This window comes from Alkalihalobacillus sp. AL-G, from assembly GCF_030643805.1.
Lineage (GTDB): Bacteria > Bacillota > Bacilli > Bacillales > Fictibacillaceae > Pseudalkalibacillus.
Genome location: NZ_CP094656.1, coordinates 2823281 through 2842698, shown reverse-complemented (window position 1 = coordinate 2842698; position 19418 = coordinate 2823281). Strand labels below are relative to the sequence as shown.

23 protein-coding genes and 1 other annotated feature are annotated in these 19418 nt (G+C 41.0%); of the genes, 21 read left to right on the top strand and 2 right to left on the bottom strand.

Annotated features, from left to right (window positions below; all coding sequences use genetic code 11):
• Positions 1-75 precede the first annotated feature (75 nt).
• The 9 genes from MOJ78_RS14585 (at position 76) to MOJ78_RS14545 (ending at position 7173) form a co-directional block, all read left to right on the top strand.
• The gene (locus tag MOJ78_RS14585) at positions 76-855 is read left to right on the top strand and encodes a M23 family metallopeptidase (RefSeq protein ID WP_304978065.1); all 780 of its coding nucleotides are present in this window, start codon (positions 76-78) and stop codon (positions 853-855) included.
• Positions 852-1703 (top strand): M50 family metallopeptidase, encoded by an 852-nt coding sequence (locus MOJ78_RS14580; RefSeq protein WP_304978064.1) that lies wholly within the window; start codon positions 852-854, stop codon positions 1701-1703. Before MOJ78_RS14585 ends, MOJ78_RS14580 begins: the two co-directional genes overlap by 4 nt.
• A gap of 41 nt (positions 1704-1744) precedes the next feature.
• A complete protein-coding gene (locus MOJ78_RS14575) occupies positions 1745-3217 on the top strand; it encodes an Rne/Rng family ribonuclease (RefSeq protein ID WP_304978063.1) in 1473 nt (490 codons plus the stop codon).
• A gap of 58 nt (positions 3218-3275) precedes the next feature.
• Positions 3276-3423, top strand: a sequence feature (ribosomal protein L21 leader region).
• 13 nt (positions 3424-3436) lie between these two features.
• Complete coding sequence (gene rplU / locus MOJ78_RS14570) at positions 3437-3745, top strand: 50S ribosomal protein L21 (protein ID WP_304981270.1); 309 nt, start codon at positions 3437-3439, stop codon at positions 3743-3745.
• Between the two features lie 6 nt (positions 3746-3751).
• Positions 3752-4081: a ribosomal-processing cysteine protease Prp gene (locus MOJ78_RS14565; RefSeq protein WP_304978062.1), complete on the top strand. Its 330-nt coding sequence runs from the start codon at positions 3752-3754 to the stop codon at positions 4079-4081.
• 13 nt (positions 4082-4094) lie between these two features.
• Positions 4095-4385: a 50S ribosomal protein L27 gene (gene rpmA, locus MOJ78_RS14560; RefSeq protein WP_304978061.1), complete on the top strand. Its 291-nt coding sequence runs from the start codon at positions 4095-4097 to the stop codon at positions 4383-4385.
• Between the two features lie 302 nt (positions 4386-4687).
• Positions 4688-5227, top strand: a complete 540-nt coding sequence (locus MOJ78_RS14555; RefSeq protein WP_304978060.1) for a Spo0B C-terminal domain-containing protein — start codon at positions 4688-4690, stop codon at positions 5225-5227.
• A gap of 18 nt (positions 5228-5245) precedes the next feature.
• Positions 5246-6532 carry a GTPase ObgE gene (gene obgE, locus MOJ78_RS14550; RefSeq protein ID WP_304978059.1) on the top strand — a complete coding sequence of 429 codons (1287 nt, stop codon included), beginning with the start codon at positions 5246-5248 and terminating at the stop codon, positions 6530-6532.
• A 188-nt stretch (positions 6533-6720) separates the two neighbouring features.
• Complete coding sequence (locus MOJ78_RS14545; protein WP_304978058.1) at positions 6721-7173, top strand: ACT domain-containing protein; 453 nt, start codon at positions 6721-6723, stop codon at positions 7171-7173.
• 98 nt (positions 7174-7271) lie between these two features.
• Here the strand turns inward: MOJ78_RS14545 and MOJ78_RS14540 are convergent, their stop codons facing one another.
• On the bottom strand, positions 7272-7808 hold the full coding sequence (locus tag MOJ78_RS14540) for a transcription repressor NadR (RefSeq protein WP_304978057.1): 537 nt from the start codon (positions 7806-7808) through the stop codon (positions 7272-7274).
• 214 nt (positions 7809-8022) lie between these two features.
• Between MOJ78_RS14540 and safA the strand changes: the two genes are divergently transcribed.
• From safA to yajC, 10 genes are all read left to right on the top strand, one after another.
• A complete protein-coding gene (gene safA, locus MOJ78_RS14535) occupies positions 8023-9519 on the top strand; it encodes a SafA/ExsA family spore coat assembly protein (RefSeq protein ID WP_304978056.1) in 1497 nt (498 codons plus the stop codon).
• A gap of 77 nt (positions 9520-9596) precedes the next feature.
• Positions 9597-10202, top strand: coding sequence for a YhcN/YlaJ family sporulation lipoprotein (locus MOJ78_RS14530; protein WP_304978055.1), 606 nt, complete (start codon positions 9597-9599; stop codon positions 10200-10202).
• Between the two features lie 149 nt (positions 10203-10351).
• Positions 10352-11107, top strand: coding sequence for a YebC/PmpR family DNA-binding transcriptional regulator (locus MOJ78_RS14525; RefSeq protein ID WP_304978054.1), 756 nt, complete (start codon positions 10352-10354; stop codon positions 11105-11107).
• 87 nt (positions 11108-11194) lie between these two features.
• Positions 11195-11755, top strand: a complete 561-nt coding sequence (locus MOJ78_RS14520) for a BofC C-terminal domain-containing protein (protein ID WP_304978053.1) — start codon at positions 11195-11197, stop codon at positions 11753-11755.
• A 297-nt stretch (positions 11756-12052) separates the two neighbouring features.
• Positions 12053-12646, top strand: a complete 594-nt coding sequence (gene ruvA / locus MOJ78_RS14515; RefSeq protein ID WP_304978052.1) for a Holliday junction branch migration protein RuvA — start codon at positions 12053-12055, stop codon at positions 12644-12646.
• 17 nt (positions 12647-12663) lie between these two features.
• A complete protein-coding gene (gene ruvB, locus MOJ78_RS14510) occupies positions 12664-13665 on the top strand; it encodes a Holliday junction branch migration DNA helicase RuvB (protein ID WP_304978051.1) in 1002 nt (333 codons plus the stop codon).
• Positions 13666-13670: 5 nt separating this feature from the next.
• Positions 13671-13862: a DUF2905 domain-containing protein gene (locus MOJ78_RS14505; protein ID WP_304981269.1), complete on the top strand. Its 192-nt coding sequence runs from the start codon at positions 13671-13673 to the stop codon at positions 13860-13862.
• A 329-nt stretch (positions 13863-14191) separates the two neighbouring features.
• Positions 14192-15244 carry a tRNA preQ1(34) S-adenosylmethionine ribosyltransferase-isomerase QueA gene (queA, locus tag MOJ78_RS14500; RefSeq protein ID WP_304978050.1) on the top strand — a complete coding sequence of 351 codons (1053 nt, stop codon included), beginning with the start codon at positions 14192-14194 and terminating at the stop codon, positions 15242-15244.
• Positions 15241-16380: a tRNA guanosine(34) transglycosylase Tgt gene (tgt, locus tag MOJ78_RS14495; RefSeq protein ID WP_304978049.1), complete on the top strand. Its 1140-nt coding sequence runs from the start codon at positions 15241-15243 to the stop codon at positions 16378-16380. Before queA ends, tgt begins: the two co-directional genes overlap by 4 nt.
• A gap of 53 nt (positions 16381-16433) precedes the next feature.
• The gene (gene yajC, locus MOJ78_RS14490; protein ID WP_304978048.1) at positions 16434-16700 is read left to right on the top strand and encodes a preprotein translocase subunit YajC; all 267 of its coding nucleotides are present in this window, start codon (positions 16434-16436) and stop codon (positions 16698-16700) included.
• Positions 16701-16757: 57 nt separating this feature from the next.
• On the opposite strand, the gene MOJ78_RS14485 is transcribed toward yajC, so the two are convergent.
• Complete coding sequence (locus MOJ78_RS14485) at positions 16758-17147, bottom strand: TIGR04086 family membrane protein (protein ID WP_304978047.1); 390 nt, start codon at positions 17145-17147, stop codon at positions 16758-16760.
• Positions 17148-17274: 127 nt separating this feature from the next.
• Here MOJ78_RS14485 and MOJ78_RS14480 point away from each other — a divergent pair, with 127 nt between their 5' ends.
• Positions 17275-18564, top strand: a complete 1290-nt coding sequence (locus MOJ78_RS14480) for an ArsB/NhaD family transporter (protein WP_304978046.1) — start codon at positions 17275-17277, stop codon at positions 18562-18564.
• A gap of 149 nt (positions 18565-18713) precedes the next feature.
• A complete protein-coding gene (locus tag MOJ78_RS14475; RefSeq protein ID WP_304978045.1) occupies positions 18714-19370 on the top strand; it encodes a DUF421 domain-containing protein in 657 nt (218 codons plus the stop codon).
• Positions 19371-19418: the final 48 nt, after the last annotated feature.

The window sequence follows — 19418 nt, the reverse complement described above, 5'->3', positions numbered from 1 at the left end:
TTTTAAAAAATCAACTTTACACATGAATAACCTTTACTAATGCTCTTGGAGTCATAATAGCTGGGGACAAGTCATATGATGTACAAACTAAGAGCAGAGGAAGGGTTTTTAATGAAAAATAGAGCGGATGAGCTAAGAAGGCGTTATCAGGGCATGCTGGAAAAACACGATCAGAGTGCGACTAACAAAACACAAAGAATATATGCGGACGATTCTGACAAGCTACAGAGCGGACATCCACTTTTTTCATCAGAAGGTCTGCTTTTTCGTTTAATGGCTTCTGTATGTATCTTTCTTATAATCGGAATTGTATTCAAAAATCCTTCTCCCAACCTACTACCGATTAAAGAACAAGTGATCAGTGCGTTTCAAGAGGAATTTAAGTTTGCCAAAGTGAGTGGATGGTACGAGGAAACGTTTGGGAAACCGCTAGCTTTTTTCCCAAGCGATAATGAAAAGGGTTCTAAGGCAGATGGAGAGGACAATGTTCAAAAATACGCCTTACCTGCAAATACGAAGGTATTACAGTCATTTAAAGATAACGGGAAAGGGATTCTTCTTGAAACGGGAACCAATACAGAAGTCTCCTCTATAAAGGAAGGTTTTGTCATTTATGTCGGTGAAAAGGACCAAATCGGAAAAACCGTTGTCGTACAACATTTTGATGGAAGTGATACTTGGTACGGAAAATTAGATGAAATTAATGGAGACATCAAATTATACAATTACATAGAAAGCGGGACGGTACTCGGAAAGGTAAGCTCTGAGGAAGGTTCGGAATCGGGATTGTTCTATTTTGCAATAAAGAACGATGGAAGTTTTATTGATCCTTTAAAGGTATTGTCCATTGAATGATCACCATGCTGAATGTGCTTTCAATCATCAAAATCAATCCGCTTCTTTGGGGGCTAGGCGGATTAGGAATAGTGACTGGACACTTCCGTGAACTGATCATTCTATTCAGTGTCATATTAATTCATGAACTCGGACACGCAATCACGGCTGCAGTGCTAAAATGGAGACTTGTAAAAATTGAATTACTTCCGTTCGGCGGGGTTGCCGAAATGGACGAGTATGGAAATCGACCTTACCACGAAGAATTATTAGTTATTTTAGCTGGACCCTTCCAACATGTATGGATGCTTGCCGTCGCAAAAGCTGGATTAAACTTCGGAATTGGCGATCCTCATTTATTAGAAATGCTCGTCTCAATAAATTGGATGATTTTATTATTCAACCTATTGCCAATATGGCCGCTGGACGGTGGTAAATTGTTATTTCTTCTTTCAACGGTCTATTTACCATTTCGAAAGGCGAAGAGGTGGACAATTCTAGTTTCGGCTACATTTCTAATCTTGTTTTTCATCGTTTCGCTTACTCTGTACTCCTTTAACTTGAACCTTGTCGTCATCTTGCTTTTTCTTCTTTATGCGCACTACATAGAATGGAAGCATCAATCCTACGTTTATCTTCGCTTTTTGTTAGAGCGATTTCATTTACCGGCATCTTTTACAAAAAAACGTGTTATTTCGGTATCGCCTGATCTTCGAGTAGACCATGTACTGAACCATTTCTATAAAGGGTATGAGCATGATATTCTCGTTAAAGCCTCTCCACCTTACATGTGTAAAGAAAAGGAACTCCTATCTGCCTATTTTAAAAATAGTGCTGTTTCGTGTGCAATTCACGACCTTTTTCGATAGAATAAGAAGAAATCGATTGATCGGAAAAGTGAGGAAACAAGTTGAAGCAAATAATATTGAACATAGCGACATCTGAAAAAAGAGCTGCAATTCTGGAGGATGGCCGTGTCAAAGATATACTTATTGACCGTCCAGATTCAGAAGCAAGAGTAGGCAGTATCTACTTAGGGAAAGCAGCGAAAGTTTTATCTGGCATACAGGCTGCCTTCATTAATATCGGGACGGTTCAAAACGGGTTTGTCCACGCTAAGGACCTGTTTTTTGAGAATAAAGACAATGATGATCCAACACCGCCTATTTCACAGCTTATTACCGAAGGACAATCCATAATCGTACAGGTAAAAAAGGAAGCCTCTCAAACAAAAGGGCCATTATTAACGAAAAACATTACCCTACGCGGTAAAAATGTTGTCTTTTTACCACACGGAAATTATATTGCGGTATCGAAAAAACTGCCTGAAAAGAAACGGGTTCAATTACGTGAGGTTGGGTCGTCTTTAGTGAACGAAAAAGAGGGCCTGATCATGCGGACATCAAGTGAGCATGCTTCAATTGAAGACCTTACTTTGGAATTGATGAAACTTCGGGAACAGTGGAACACCCTTCAGAGTCGAGCAAACATTTCGAAAAAGCCTTCTCTTTTACAAGGGGGAAATACTGTACTTGAACGAGCCATGCAGTATATTTCGAATGGCGAAGTGGAAATTGTCCTAGATGATTTTGAGGCTTATCAGAAATGTAAAGTTGACTTCCCACACCTACAGAATAATGTACACCTGCATCCAATAACAGAAAACATCTTCTCCTACTATCAAATTGACGCAGTCCTTGATAAGGGAAACGAACCTTACGTTTGGCTGAAAAATGGGGGGCATCTTGTCATTGATTCGACGGAAGCTATGACGGTTGTAGATGTTAATACAGGAAAGTTCACTGGAAGGCATGATCGAGAAACAACAGTTCTAGAAACCAATCTTCTTGCTGCAAAAGAAGCATCCCACCAAATAAGATTACGAAACATAAGCGGGATGATCCTTATCGATTTTATCCGTATGAAAAATCAATCTGACCAAGATGAAGTGTTTCAGTGTTTGCAGGATGAACTAAGCAAAGATCCTGTTTTAGCAAGAGCACACGGTTATACGACACTAGGTCTGATGGAGGTTACAAGAAAGAAGATGCAGGAGAGTCTTCCGGCTACTTTAACAGGTCCATGTTCTTGCTGTAATGGTAATGGGCGGACGAGGTCGATCGAATCAGCTTATTATTCATTGGAGCGGGACTTGTACGAACTCCGCAATATGGATGAAGAAGGAGTATGGGTAGTCGTTTCGAAGTCGATTAATAACTTCCTTAGAGAAAATGGGGAGTCAAGACTGGACGAGCTTTCAAGGTTTACCCCTGCGCAAGTGTATGTCACTGAAGACAGAGACTTACAAACCAATCACTATATGATTAAGCATATCGGTTCCACCTCTGATATCGAGGACCGAATTTCCCATAGAGAAAACTAGAACAAGATTGACAACACCTTAATAAATATGGTATGATTTTTTCGTTAGTTTTGGAGCCTTCACGCTCCAACCGCGCAGATCAGGTTATCATAAAGCAGGCTAACATTCGGGTTAGAAATTAGGTCGATACTGTCACTTTTTTTGACATGATCGAACTGAATCTACTCTTGTAGTCCGCACCTGTGATGGCGAGTCTGAGTAAATAGGAGGTGCAACATGATGTACGCAATTATTGAAGCTGGTGGAAAGCAATACCGCGTTGAAGAAGGACAAGAGCTTTACATTGAGAAAGTCAATGCTGAAGCAGGTGAAACTGTTACATTCGACCGTGTATTGATGGTAGGCGGAGACGATGTTAAAGTAGGAAGCCCACTTGTTGATGGCGCTACTGTTACGGCTAAAGTTGAAAAGCAAGGCCGCAACAAGAAAATCGTAGTCTACAAGTTCAAGCCTAAGAAAAACTATCGTCGTAAGCAAGGACACCGTCAACCTTACACAAAAGTTGTAATCGACAAAATTAACGGATAATCAGTGATGATTACTGTTAGCATTGAACGAAAGCAACGGAAAATTACGTCGTTTACCATTACCGGTCATGCTGAATCAGGTCCTTATGGTCATGATTTAGTATGTGCTGCAGTCTCTGCTGTATCTTTTGGAACGGTTAATGCGATTGAAGCTCTATGTAACATCGAACCTGATGTTGAGCTGCGAAATAACGGCGGTTATCTAAAAGTCATAGCTCCCTCTGAAGTGGAAGAGAATACGAATAAGAGCATTCAACTTTTGCTAGAGGGTATGGTTGTATCGTTACAAACAATCGAACGTGATTATCATGAATACATTCAAATGATTGAGGTTTAAGGAGGTGCATCGCATGCTTAAGCTTAACCTACAGTACTTTGCATCCAAAAAGGGTGTTGGTAGTACAAAAAACGGCCGTGACTCCATTTCCAAGCGTCTTGGAGCCAAACGAGCTGATGGTCAAACAGTTTCCGGTGGTTCGATTCTTTTCCGTCAACGCGGAACAAAAATCTACCCTGGTAAAAACGTTGGCCGTGGTGGAGATGACACACTTTTTGCAAAGGTTGACGGCGTTGTTCGTTTTGAACGTCTTGGTCGTAACCGTAAGCAAGTAAGTGTTTATCCAATTGCGAAAGAAGCGTAAGTAAAAAAGGGGCTGACTCACAAGTGTTTGACACTTTGGCTTAGAGTCAGCCCTTTTTTCTTGCCCAGATGTATAGTCAAGCTCTAGCACCCAGTCTCCTAAGGTCACTTCAGTCTCCCTGTGCGCGGCATCACAGTGATTTTTTTCAGTGGTTGTTTACCCGCCGGCAGAACCGATCTGTTTTTGGGTTGGTTTTGAGCCCCATCGGTGGCATTCAAGTGACCTTTGTGGCAAACTAAGGGCTTACGCTTTTCCAAGTGAAAATAGCGATTTGTCAATTATGATTTTGGGAGTGCTATTATATGAAGTATAAATGGGATACAATTGATCTCCTTCGACATGCTCGACATGATTGGTTGAACCAACTCCAACTGATCAAAGGGAATTTATCCTTAGATCGAACCGATCGTGCAAAGGAAATTGTTGACGAAGTTGTACATCAAGCTAAAAACGAAGCAAAAATATCCAACATGAAAATGCCGTTGATGGCGGAATTGTTAATGACATATAATTGGCAGCAAAATATATATCGAGTGGATTTTGAAGTGATCGGAGAAGAGAAAGTTTTAACGTCCTATGACGAACCATTATATGAGTGGACATCTCATTTTTTAACGCAGGTTAAAGAAAGGATACTGCTGGAGGGAGAATCGCATTTACTTGTAACCATTCAGATTTCTGATGAGGATGTTCGGATCAGTTTTGATTTTGAAGGAAAACTGGATAATATCGATTCAATCGATTCCTTCAACAGATCACTCATCCCCGTACATAATTCCATTTCAATCGCAGAAAGCTACTACAAGGAAAATGAACTTTTATATATCCTTCGGTTAGAATAAAGATGAGGTGAAAACACCATGTTCGTAGATCAGGTAAAAGTATTTGTAAAATCAGGGGATGGCGGCAACGGAATGGTTGCGTTTAGAAAAGAGAAGTACGTCCCTGACGGAGGACCAGCAGGTGGTGACGGTGGAAAAGGCGGAGACGTCATTTTTGAAGTTGAAGAAGGGTTACGAACGTTAATGGACTTTCGGTACAACCGCCACTATAAAGCTAAACGCGGTGAACATGGCATGTCTAAAAAGATGCATGGTCGGAATTCAGAGGACCTAATTGTTAAAGTCCCTCCTGGAACTGTAATAACAAACACAGCTTCAGGTGAACTGATCGCCGATCTGGTTGAGCATCGTCAGCGTGCCATCATCGCGAAAGGGGGTCGGGGAGGTCGGGGAAATACCCGATTTGCTACACCGGCTAATCCTGCCCCGGAAATTGCGGAGAACGGTGAGCCAGGAGATGAAATTGAAGTTACATTAGAATTGAAGCTACTTGCGGATGTTGGACTTGTTGGGTTTCCGAGTGTTGGAAAGTCCACGCTTCTCTCTGTTGTCTCAGCAGCGAGACCTAAAATTGCAGAATATCATTTTACAACATTAAGCCCAAACCTTGGTGTCGTTGAGACGGAAGATAACCGGAGTTTTGTCATGGCAGACCTGCCAGGACTGATTGAAGGAGCTCATGAAGGTGTTGGTCTTGGACATCAATTTTTACGCCATATTGAGCGCACGAGGGTTATTGTCCATGTGATTGATATGTCTGGGGTGGAAGGTCGAAATCCGTATGATGATTATTTGAAGATCAACGAGGAGCTCCAGCACTATAACTTGCGTCTAACAGAACGTCCGCAGCTCATCGTTGCAAATAAAATGGACATTCCAGAGGCAGAGGAACAGCTTAAGCTTTTTAAAGAACAGCTTGAGGAAGACCATATGATCTTCCCTATTTCGGCAATAACGAAGGAAGGTGTACGTGATTTACTGTTTTCCATTGCAGATCAATTAGAAACAACACCTGAGTTCCCATTGACCGAACCTGAGGAGGATGAAGATGAACGAGTCTTGTACAAGCATCAGGTTGAAGAACAGCCTTTTATTATCACGCGTGAAGATGATGGAACATTTGTAGTATCAGGTGGGAAAATTGAGCGCCTCTTTAAAATGACAGATTTTTCACGGGATGAATCTGTTCGTCGTTTTTCCCGACAGATGCGTACGATGGGAATCGACAATGCCCTTCGTGAAAAAGGTGCAGAAGATGGGGACTCAGTCCGTATACTTGAATACGAATTTGAATTTATTGAATAGGATTAACTCATAGGGGTTAATCCTTTTCTAAAAGAGGTTGTTCAAAAAGTCCGGTGGCTGCACAGGATGTGAGTCAGTTCAAACGTACTTAGTTGAACTTCAGAATTCTCGGCTCTTTTTATCCTCCTTTTTGAACACATACTTTAAAGTGTGTACATTAAGTTGCAAATTTCTGATAGGAGGTCGCTATGGATCGAAGAGAAAAGGATCAATTTTATCTCGTCAGGGAAGATGTTCTTTCGGAAGCAATGACAAAAACACTAGAAGCGAAAACACTGCTAGAAACAGGGAAAGTAAAAACGGTTAATCAAGCAGTTCAATCTGTTGATTTAAGTAGGAGTGCGTTTTACAAATATCGCGATGGAATTTTTCCGTTTCAAACGATGGTAAAAGAAAAGATCATTTCGATAGCAATCCACCTGGATGACCGGTCCGGCTCTCTCTCGGAGCTGTTGACTGTAATAGCTACTTTAGGATGTAATATTTTGACGATCCATCAAACGATTCCTTTACAGGGTAGGGCAAATGTAACGATGTCGGTTGAAATAGCTTCTGCACGTGAAGATATTAATGGGATTATTAAAGAACTTGATCGTTTGGAATATGTTCGAAAGGTAAATATCATTGGAACCGGAGCATAAAGAAAGCTTCGCATAGTCGAGCAGCTGAAAAATTATACTTATCCTAACATATAAAAAGGGGGTCGATCCATTTAGAATCACCCCATTCTTGTTCTTTATCAACGTGACGTCAATAAGTATCCTTTTTTTTGAAGTGCTTCACATGTCTGTTCCAACTGCGATTTTGAATCTGCTTCGATCGTATGTAAATGAACACCCTCCGTAAGCTCCAATAAATAGGATGCCTTCGTTTCCTGTACATTGTTTATAAATTGTTCTACATCGTGCCTGTTTTTAATCATAAGTGACCCTGTTAAATCACCGTATACGGGATGTTCAATCGTTACGTCGTTTACGGTCACTCCAAAATCAACAATCGTATTGAGCTCATCCTCCGTTTCACTTCCAGAATGCTGACATGCAATTACCCGTATAAAGCGCTGTTCATTTTTATTTGGTTGAAAATAAAGATAACCTTGAGCTGTTGCCATAATGGGTTCATTTCGTGCCTTTAACAGCGAGATATCCTGTACGATCACTTGGCGACTGACGTTTGTTTTCTTAGCCAATTGACTGCCTGTAAGAGGTTGATTGCTTTCTTTTAACCACCGAAGCAAGAGTTCCCTTCTTTCATCCCCAAGAATTTTCTCTTTCATCACATAACACCTCCTCCACCAATAGATCACTTTTCCTTAGCATACCACAACTCCTTTAAAATGTATGAGGTTGTATAAATGCATGATCGAATAGTACATGCTTTCGCATCATAAAGTGATTGTGATGGACAATGCTTTTAAGCTTCGAGTAGCAAGATGCCCAATTATTCATATACTGTTTAATGACTGACTTAGGTAGGGGAGGAGATTTGATTTGAAAATTCATATAGTCCAGAAAGGGGAAACTCTTTGGAAAATCGCTAAAAAGTACGGTATCGATTTTCAAAAATTGATAAAAGCGAATCCACAATTGAAGGTGCCTGAAACGATCTATCCAGGTGCAAAAGTTAAGGTGCCGACAAGCGGAAACCCTGTAAAAGGAAACCCTCATCAACAAAATAAGCCGTATATGCCAATAAAAGAAAAGCCTTTCGTTAAAGAACAGCCAATGCCAATCAAAAAAGAAAAGCCGATCTTTCAAAAGCCACTGCCGATTAAGAAGGAACAGCCGATCATTAAAGAACAACCAATCGTCAAAGAAAAACCGTTACCAAAAGAAAAACCGATTCAAAAGCAACCAGTGGCACCGATGACGGAGGAAGAATTTAATATTAAAATTGGAATCATGCAAGAGGAAACAACAAAAACATATGAACTACCTAAACCGGTTCCAAAACTTAAACCAATAGCAAAAGCACTTATTCAAGAGTGTGTACCGTATGAACCGGTACATTGCCCTCCTGACTATGGGTGCGCACCAGACCCTTGCTGTGAACCTTGGGGTGGTCATTATCCAATGATGGACTCTTGTGGACCTATGATGTATGGGTCGGGTCATGCTCATCCAATGTCGATGCATGGGTCTCCTTATCCAACGAGTCCTGGTGGTTACCAACACATGTACGGTAGTGGACCAATGGGGCAGTATGGAGCGGGTTATCCAGGCTCAATGATGAATGATGCTTATGGTCAACAAATGGGGCAGATGTATTATGGAATGGAGAACGATTCCTATCCAATGTATGAGGACGAAGTCGAGGGAATAGATTACGATCAAATGCAACAAGGCATGGATCAATTTCCGATGATGGGTCAAGACCAGTTCCAGCAAGGCATGGGAGGATTCCCACAGATGGGTCAAGATCAGTTCCAGCAAGGCATGGGAGGATTCCCACAGATGGGTCAAGACCAGTTTCAGCAAGGCATGGGAGGATTCCCACAGATGGGTCAAGACCAGTTCCAGCAAGGCATGGGAGGATTCCCACAGATGGGTCAAGATCAGTTCCAGCAAGGCATGGGAGGATTCCCACAGATGGGTCAAGATCAGTTCCAGCAAGGCATGGGAGGATTCCCTCAGATGGGTCAAGACCAATTCCAGCAAGGCATGGGAGGATTCCCTCAAATGGGTCAGGGCCAACCGCAACAAGGCATAGGTGGATTCCCTCAAATGGGTCAGGGCCAACCGCAACAAGGCATAGGTGGATTCCCTCAAATGGGTCAGGGCCAATTCCAGCAAGGAATGGGGCAAATTCCACAGTTTGGTCAAGACCAACTGCAACAAGGCATGGGCCAAATGCCGCAGATGGGTCAAGGGCAATTTCAACAAGGCTTAGGACAATTCGGTCAAACTCCTAGCAGGGATCCATACTGGGATATCGATATTGAAATGCAGCCTCGCAAAAAGAAAAAGGGAGCACCGAAAAAAGAATAAAGGATATTATTCCCATTTGAAATCCGATTAATTTAAACCTCCGATTGCCATCATAAAGGGTGAAAGGAGGTTTTTAAATGAAAAAATTAATGGTTGTTGCATCAGCCCTTTTCTTAACAGGTGCACTTACAGCATGTAACGCGGATGATAATGAGGCATTGGATACACGTGATGCTAATGATACTCGTCCGATCGGGTATTACTCCAACGAAAACATGAACAATGGGGATCGTGGAGAAGGACCTTTAACTCAGATCGCTGATCGTGACGACGGTGGTAACAATTTAGTGGGTCGAAACGGTGGAAACGATGGAAACGGGGCACAAATTAATTATGCAGATGGCTACGAAGGGGATCTTGCACAACGGATATCCAGGAAAGTTAACAAAATGGATAATGTTGAAGATGCCCGTGTCATAATTAATAACGATGCGGTGATTGTCGGGATAGACACAAGTGACCAGAATGACCGTAATGTGAAAGAACAGGTTCGAAAAGAAGTTCAAGAAATAACGAACAAGAACGTACGAGTAACAACTGACGAAGAAATGTTTACCCGTATCCGTAACGTTGACGATGACCTTAGAAATGGAAACGGTTTTGATGAAGTCCGCTCAGATTTTACTGGGATAATGAATGACCTAGGTGATGCAGCACAACGTCCTTTCGAAAACAACCGTTAACTCAGATAATATAAACTTAAGGTAAGTACCCCTCTTAACGCATTTGTTAATTGAGGGGTCTTTTTTTATCTGTAAATATAATCATTTTTAAAGTGGTGCAAATTTATGCTATATTGTTGGAAAAAGTGTTAACAAGGGGGATTGTATACATGGCTGGGCATTCTAAATGGAAAAATATACAACGTAGGAAAAATGCACAAGATGCAAAAAGAGGTAAGGTTTTTATGAGACTTGCCAAAGAATTATTTATAGCTGCGAAAGAGGGTGGAGGGGATCCTGAAATGAACCCTTCATTACGGCTGGTGATCGACAAAGCGAAAGCAGCGAACATGCCAAATGAAAACATTGATCGTGCAATAAAAAAAGCAACGGGGACGTTGGAAGGGGTTAGTTACGAGGAAATTCTTTATGAAGGCTATGGTCCTGGTGGAGTTGCAGTGATGGTTGAGGTCGTTACAGATAATAAGAATCGATCGGCGGCTGAGATTCGTCATGCCTTTTCAAAGCATGGAGGAAATCTTGGGGAATCGGGCTGTGTATCGTTTATGTTCGACCGCAAAGGGTTACTTGTAATTGAAAAGGATATGGTCAAAATGGATGAGGATGAACTGATGCTCGAGATCATCGATGCTGGTGCCGAAGAATTGGAACCACATGAAGAAACTTTTGAAATTTACACAGAACTAGATCAATTTTCTAATGTAAAAGAAATCCTTCTTGATAAGGGATTCTCGTTCTCAAATGCAGAAATTACGAGAATAGCCCAAACAATGACCCAGCTCAAAAAAGAAGAAGCACTGCGAATGTTAGCGCTGATTGACTTACTTGAAGAAAATGATGATGTGCAAGAAGTTTATCATAACCTGGAGATAGACGAGAAAGTATATGAAGAATACCTCTCATAATGGATAATATTTCTTAATCCGGAAACACTACCACTGTAAATTATTACAAATTCCACATAATTGTGGATGAAGTGAGGTGGTAGTTAGGTGGGACTCTTTCGTGTGAAATCGACCTGGCTGTTTCCGTTACTAGTAGTTTTACTTGGGGCTTGTTATGTATTTCTCTTTCATACTTATGAGGGAAAATTTAAAGCTAATAATACTCCCCAAGTACAAAAATCGGATGAAGCGTATCCAGTTACAGGACCTTTAACCGTTGAAGTACATTTACAACGGAATTTTCTTGATGGAGAACGGAGTGTAGATGTCATCTATGAAACCATTTGGTCTATGGAGGACTTCTGGTCGTCTTATGAAGATTGGCAATTAGTCGATCAGAATTTAGAAAGAGTGATTTTTGAACAGAAGGTCGATGACATTTCCCCATTATCAAAGGTCAACGGATATTTTGGTCTTACTGAAGATGGTATTTTGACGATTTTTAACGGAAGTCCTGTCCAATCAGAAATAATCCAATCTTTTTATCAGGTCGATGTAAAAAAGTTGGAAAGTAGTTTGATTCAAAAACTTGAACAAGGAATTCCGGTTCGTTCAAAACAAAACTATAAAGCAGTACTTAATCAATATAAACCTTACGCAATCAATTAAGCAATCGATGCCATCCAGAGAGTAGTGCCTTAGGAAATTGTTCACCCTAAGGCACTCTTTTTTATTTCGACTTTCCAATCAGGTGTGTGCTACAATTGTAAGATAGGAAAAAACGTTCGTATTTTGTAGGATGTTTAAAAAGTTATCGAATAATAAACGGCGAATTTCTTCGTTACTCGGTTTTTCCGGTCCTCATGTATTAACATCATACATTCCGGTCCTCAAAACTGTCGTGCCTTGAACTTCTTGCTTCTGATTCGCCACCTTTTTAAACTTGATTAAGGGGAGACTGTAACATTGATCGACTATATCACTGGCAAACTGAAATACATCCATACTGATCATATTGTACTTGAATGTAATATGATCGGCTATAAAATAAACTGTCCAAACCCCTTTGTCTATCAACAGAGAATCGGGGATATTGAAACGATTTTTACATATCAGCATGTAAGAGAAGATATTTTGGCTCTCTACGGCTTTGAAAATATCGACGAACGTGATTTGTTTATGAAGTTGATCCAAGTATCAGGGATTGGCCCAAAAGGTGCACTTGCGATTCTTGCTTCAGGCGTACCAATACAGGTCGCTCAAGCAATTGAAACTGAAGACGAAAAATTCCTTACGCGCTTTCCAGGAGTCGGCAAGAAGACTGCAAGACAGATTATTTTAGATCTTAAGGGTAAGTTGGAGAATTGGACATCAGCGGAAGTAGACATTCCACACCCGCCTGATATTCCTCAGGAAGGTATTGATGATGCCGTGGAAGCACTTGTCGCACTTGGATACGGGCAAAAGGAAATTAAAAAAATCCTCCCGAAGCTTGAATCAGAAAAACAGCTTTCGACCGATCAATACATAAAAAAGGCCCTTCAATTATTATTGAATTGAGAGTGGGGTGTATATAAATGGATGACCGAATTTTATCGAATGAATTGAACCGAGAAGATGAGAGTCTCGAATTCAGTTTACGCCCTCAGTTTCTTCAACAATATATAGGGCAAGATAGAGTAAAGCAAAACCTGAATGTATTTATTCAGGCTGCAAAACTTAGAAGTGAACCACTAGATCATGTTTTATTATACGGTCCTCCTGGTCTAGGGAAAACGACACTTTCTTGTATAATTGCGAATGAAATGGGAGTTAACATTCGAACTACCAGCGGCCCTGCGATTGAACGTCCGGGAGATCTCGCTGCGATTTTGACCGCACTTGAAGCAGGCGACGTTCTTTTCATCGACGAAATCCATCGTTTGCATCGGTCGGTCGAGGAAGTATTGTATCCAGCCATGGAAGACTTTTGTTTAGATATTGTGATAGGAAAAGGTGAAACAGCCCGCTCAGTCAGGCTTGATTTACCTCCGTTCACACTTGTTGGAGCAACAACACGTGCAGGTTTATTGTCTGCCCCGTTAAGAGACCGATTTGGCGTTCTTAGCCGGTTGGAATATTATGAGTTGGACGATTTGACTGAAATCGTTGTCCGAACAGGTGAATTCTTCGAGGTTGAGGTCACACCTGAGGCTGCAGAGGAGCTTGCCCGACGCGCTAGGGGAACTCCTAGGATCGTCAACCGACTGTTGAAGCGGGTCCGTGATTTTGCTCAAGTACAGGGAGACGGTGTGATAGGGAAGGAAATTGCAGTCGAAGCATTGGAAAGGCTCCAGGTCGACCGTTTAGGATTAGATAATATTGACTATAAATTGTTAAAAGGGATCATTGAGATCTATAATGGTGGTCCTGTTGGTCTGCATACGATTGCTGCTACGATTGGCGAAGAACCTCAAACCCTTGAAGATGTCTATGAACCCTATTTATTGCAAATCGGATTTATTCAGCGAACACCTCGAGGACGGATGGTTACTGATCTAGTGTACCGGCATTTTAACTTGGAGGTACCAAAACGGTAATGGAAATGTTCAAGATTTTTATTGTCATCGGAATCGTTTTCATAATAATAGGGGTCATAGGGAGTTTTATCGGAAAACTACCAGGAGATATTGTTTTTAAAAAGGGGAATACGACTTTTTATTTTCCGATAGTCACATCGATTGTAGTGAGTATTGTACTGTCACTTGTTTTTTATATTATAAGTCGTTTCCGATAAGAAAATAGATATAAAGGAAGTTCAAAAGTAACCAAGAGCCCCTGCACCTGCGTCAACCAAGGTTAACCTTGGTTTAAGGCTTCCTCGGTGCAATCGAGCAATGATGTTTTCGAGTTAGTAGCCTTCCTTAAAACTGTCGTGCCTTGGGTTCACACGATGTGAATCAGTTCGACGTTGTTACAAGGCCACGGATTTGTATACTTCTGTGCTATTTTGCGCCGAGTAACCGCAGGCGTACGACGAAACCCATGTAGTCGAATTTCTTTTAAGGAATTTCTGATTGGTCTACTTTTTGAACACACACTAACAGATTAAAGGTGAATTAGTAAATGAAAGTCAGTGAATTTGATTTTAACTTACCAGAGCATTTAATTGCACAAACACCATTAGAGGATCGTACAAAGTCTCGAATGATGATTGTCGATCCAAAGGCAAACGACATTCAACATTCTTCATTTGAACAGGTAATCCAATATTTGAATCCCGGTGATTGCCTTGTATTGAACGATACTCGTGTTTTGCCTGCAAGACTATATGGAGTGAAAGTTGAAACCGGAGCTAAGATAGAGGTGCTTCTTTTAAAAGAGGAAAAACAAAATCGATGGAAGACGCTTGTCAAACCCGCAAAGCGTGTAAAAGAAGGCACAATCATCACCTTTGGAGATGGCAAACTTAAAGCGGAGTGTGCAAGCGAAGGGAGCCAGGGTGAAAGGGAGCTTGTTTTTACCTTTGAAGGACCATCCTTTTATGAAGTTTTGGAACAATTAGGTGAAATGCCCTTGCCACCTTATATCCGAGAAAAATTAGATGATCGTGAACGCTATCAAACAGTGTTTTCAAAACATACCGGTTCTGTCGCAGCGCCTACCGCCGGTCTACATTTTACTGATGAGGTTTTGAAGAAAATACAAGATAAAGGTGTCCATGTTGCATTCATTACCTTACATGTTGGACTCGGAACGTTCCGCCCCGTAACAGCAGACACGATTGAAGAACATCAAATGCACGGCGAGTATTACCAGATTTCAAAAGGAACTGCGAATTTGTTAAATCAGGTTCGTGAAGAGGGTGGAAGAGTAATTGCAGTCGGTACAACTTCAGCTAGAACGCTTGAATCTGTCGCACAACAACATCCAGAAGAATTTGAAGAAAGCTCAGGGTGGACAGATATCTTCATATTTCCAGGCTATACATTTAAAGGGATCGACGGACTGATAACAAACTTTCATCTTCCTCAGTCTACCTTGATCATGCTTGTCAGCGCATTGGCTGGTAAAGAATTGATTTTAAATGCTTACGAGGAAGCTGTACGATCAGAATACCGCTTTTTCAGTTTTGGGGATGCGATGCTGATCCTTGAAGGGAGTACCCGACAACAATGAGTGCGATCAAATACGAATTGATTAAAACGTGTAAGCAATCAGGTGCGAGGCTTGGAAAAGTCCATACACCACATGGCTCTTTTGATACGCCTGCTTTCATGCCGGTCGGTACATTAGCAACGGTAAAGACGATGAGCCCGGAAGAATTGACTGAAATGGGTGCAGGGATCATCCTTAGTAATACGTATCACCTTTGGCTAAGACCGGGTCATGAGATTGTAAAAGAGGCTGGAGGGCTTCATTCTTTTATGAACTGGAAGGGCTCGATTTTAACGGATTCAGGAGGATTTCAGGTTTTCAGCTTAAGTGACCTTCGGAAGATCACCGAAGAAGGTGTGCATTTTCGTAACCACTTGAGTGGGGAAAAGCTGTTCCTGACACCTGAAGGAGCGATGGAGATCCAAAATGCGTTAGGGTCTGATATTATGATGGCGTTTGATGAATGTCCTCCTTATCCTGCTGAACACGATTATATGAAACAATCAGTAGAGCGGACAAGTCGTTGGGCTGAACGATGTTTACAAGCTCATCAACGACCGGATGACCAAGGGTTATTCGGAATTGTCCAAGGTGGAGAATACGAAGAATTGCGTAAACAAAGTGCACAGGATCTTGTTTCTCTTGATTTCCCCGGGTATGCAATCGGAGGACTGTCTGTTGGAGAACCGAAAGACGTCATGAATAGGGTGCTTGAATTCACGGCACCTTGGCTGCCTGCACAAAAACCACGTTATTTGATGGGTGTTGGCTCGCCTGATTCGTTGATTGACGGTGCGATCCGTGGAATTGATATGTTTGATTGTGTTCTGCCGACGCGGATTGCCCGCAACGGTACATGTATGACAAGTGAAGGTAGACTTGTTGTACGAAATGCAAAATATAGCCGCGATTTCCGGCCGCTCGATGAACATTGTGATTGTTATACATGCCGTAATTACTCACGTGCCTATATCCGGCATTTAGTAAAAACCAGCGAAACATTCGGTTTCCGACTTACGACTTACCATAATCTTTATTTTCTGTTAAAATTGATGGAGCGGGTAAGACAGGCGATTCGAGATGATCGATTGCTTGACTTCCGTAACGAGTTTTTTGAGGTTTATGGGTTCAATAAGCCGAATGCAAAAAACTTCTAAGTAAGGATGTTTTTCTTAATACATATATATGAACTGAAAGGGGTGAAAGAGAAATGGAATACACAGGATTACTTTCGATTGTATTTATGTTTGTAATTTTTTACTTTATCCTGATCCGACCGCAGCAAAAGCGTCAAAAGAAGACCGCTCAAATGCAGTCGAGTTTAGAAAAAGGAAATCGTATTATTACGATTGGTGGTTTCCACGGAACAATCGAAGCTTTGGATGAAGAGAAGAATACTGTTGTTCTACGAGCAGGTGATGGAACGAAACTTACATACGATCGTTCTGCTATTCGTGAAGTTGTAGATAACGATTAATGAACAAAAAAGAAAGGGGGGGACTTTTGAGTTCCCCCCTTTCTTTTTCAATATTATTTACTTAAATGATTGTGAACGATTACTTGACAGATTGACTCCCATCATTCCACCGAGTGCCGAGACGACAAGATAACCAATGTGGTATAAGTACTGTTCAGCATCAAACTGTACTTGGTAACCTAGGTACTGCACAAGAAAAACCAGAACAGAAAAGAGCAACCCAGTCCCCGCTCCTGATAACCATCCTTTTTCCTTGCCTTTCTTTCCTGAAACCAATCCGCCGATGAACAAAGCTAGAACAGCTAGCCCGAGAATAACCCAGGTGATTGATTGTTGATTTAAGCTTGTAAATCGCAATAAAAGTGATAGCAAGAAGCTACTGACCATAATGATCGCAATAACGACCACGACACCAAACCCCATTGCAGAGACCATTCGTTTGGACATACTTCCACCCCTTTATACAGGCTTTATTAGTACAACTTATTCACGACTTGGACAAATTAGAAGTCAAACATGTTTGGACCATCAGTCACATAACATGTATAAAACGGACAAGTAGAGGATGGAAAACGTGGATGTAACGATGGCTTCTCTTATTTTTATCATTAGTTATATAGGGATCATGACAGAAAAAATCAACCGAGCGCTCGTTGCATGCTGCGGCGCTGTCGTTATGCTGATTCTAGGAATTTTACAGGTTGAACAAGCCTTTTTTGAGCATGTCGATTGGAATACGATCGCCTTGCTTTTTTCAATGATGATTCTCGTTTCGATTACGAGTCAAAACGGGGTTTTTGAATATATAGCGATAAAGCTTGCTCAAAAGGTAAAAGGAAGACCAATCCCATTGCTCGTCGTATTGTCGACGATCACTGCAATTGGATCGGCTTTGTTGGATAACGTAACAACCGTATTATTACTTGTTCCGATCATTTTGACGTTAACTAGCCTCTTACATGTGACGAGCATGCCTTATTTAATAAGCGCCATCTTATTTGCTAATATCGGTGGTACTGCAACGCTGATTGGTGATCCACCGAATATAATGATTGGGCAAGCCGTAGAGCATTTGGATTTTAATGATTTTCTTTTTCACTTAGGTCCTGTTGTATTAATTATTTTTATCGTAATAATGAGTGGAGTCGTCCTGTTTTATCGGAGGTCGTTGTACATCTCCCAGGAACGTAGAAATGAATTGTTGAAGCTTGACCCGAATTCGTTTTTGAAGAAGGGACCTTTATTGTATAAATCCGTTTCAGTCTTGTCTCTTACAATACTTGGATTTTTATTACATACCATTCTTCACCTTGATATCACGACGGTCGCAATGTCAGGTGCATTACTTTTACTTCTAATCACGTCAAATGAGCAAGAAATTGAGGAAGTGTTTCGTTCCATTGAGTGGATAACACTTTTCTTCTTTATCGGATTGTTTATACTTGTAGGTGGATTGATTAAGGTAGGAATCATCGATGAAATGGCACGCTCGATTTTATTGTTAACAGAAGGGGATTTACCGAAAACGGCGATAATCATTTTATGGGGTTCCGGATTGCTTTCAGGTTTTATTGATAACATTCCATTTGTAGCTGCGATGATTCCCGTCATAATGGAATTTGAGGAATATGGTATGCAAAATTTGGATCCGTTATGGTGGTCTCTTGCTCTCGGAGCTTGTTTAGGTGGAAATGCGACATTGATCGGTGCATCGGCTAATGTAATTGTTGCAGGCATGGCAATGAAATCAAAGCAATCATTCAGCTTCATTCAATTTTTGTTGATTGGTTTTCCAGTTGTGATCGTTTCACTTGTCATCGCAACCATTTATATCTTGTTACGTTATTTACTTGCTTATTTCTAAAAATATTACCATTTAGGTCAGTTCATATCTTCTCTGCAGTCGGTCAGACTATTAAAGAAAGTATGGGATAGTTCAGCTCATATGATGCAGATTTTCTTCGGGTTGCATCTATACTTTTCTTTTACGTGGATCGAAAGGAGAAGACATTTATGGAATACGGGTTAATATTGTTTCGGACCATATTCATCTATTTTCTGATCATCATCGTATTCCGTTTAATGGGGAAACGAGAAATCGGTCAATTATCGATTATTGATTTTGTCGTATCGATTATGATTGCTGAGCTGGCAGTCATTTCGATTGAAAATCCAGAAAAACCGATGCTCCAATCGTTATTGGGAATCGGTGCATTGCTGACGGTACAAATCATTTTTGCCTATATTTCCTTAAAAAGTGATAAGCTACGGGAAATCATTGATGGAAAACCATCAGTAATTATCGACCGAGGTAAAATTGATGAAAAAGAAATGAAGAAGCAACGTTATAACTTCGATGATCTTCTTATCCAATTGCGGGAAAATGGAGTCAGTAAAGTGTCCGATGTTGAATTTGCGATACTTGAGCCGTCCGGAAAGCTTTCGGTGATGGAGAAAAAAGAAGAGGAAGAGGAACAGGGGCAATTTCCTTTGCCGTTGATCCTTGATGGAAAGATTCAAGATGATCATTTAAAAAGAATCAACAAAACAGAACTTTGGTTACGACAAGAGCTGAAAAGACTCGGCTTTCGTGATTTGAAAAAAATCTCATTATGTTCACTGGAACCAGGAGGAATTTTTTTCATCGATACGAAAGACGATTCGGATTAAAAAGGCTGACTTACTTGGTGGAGTAAAAAATCTCCACACATTAGGTCA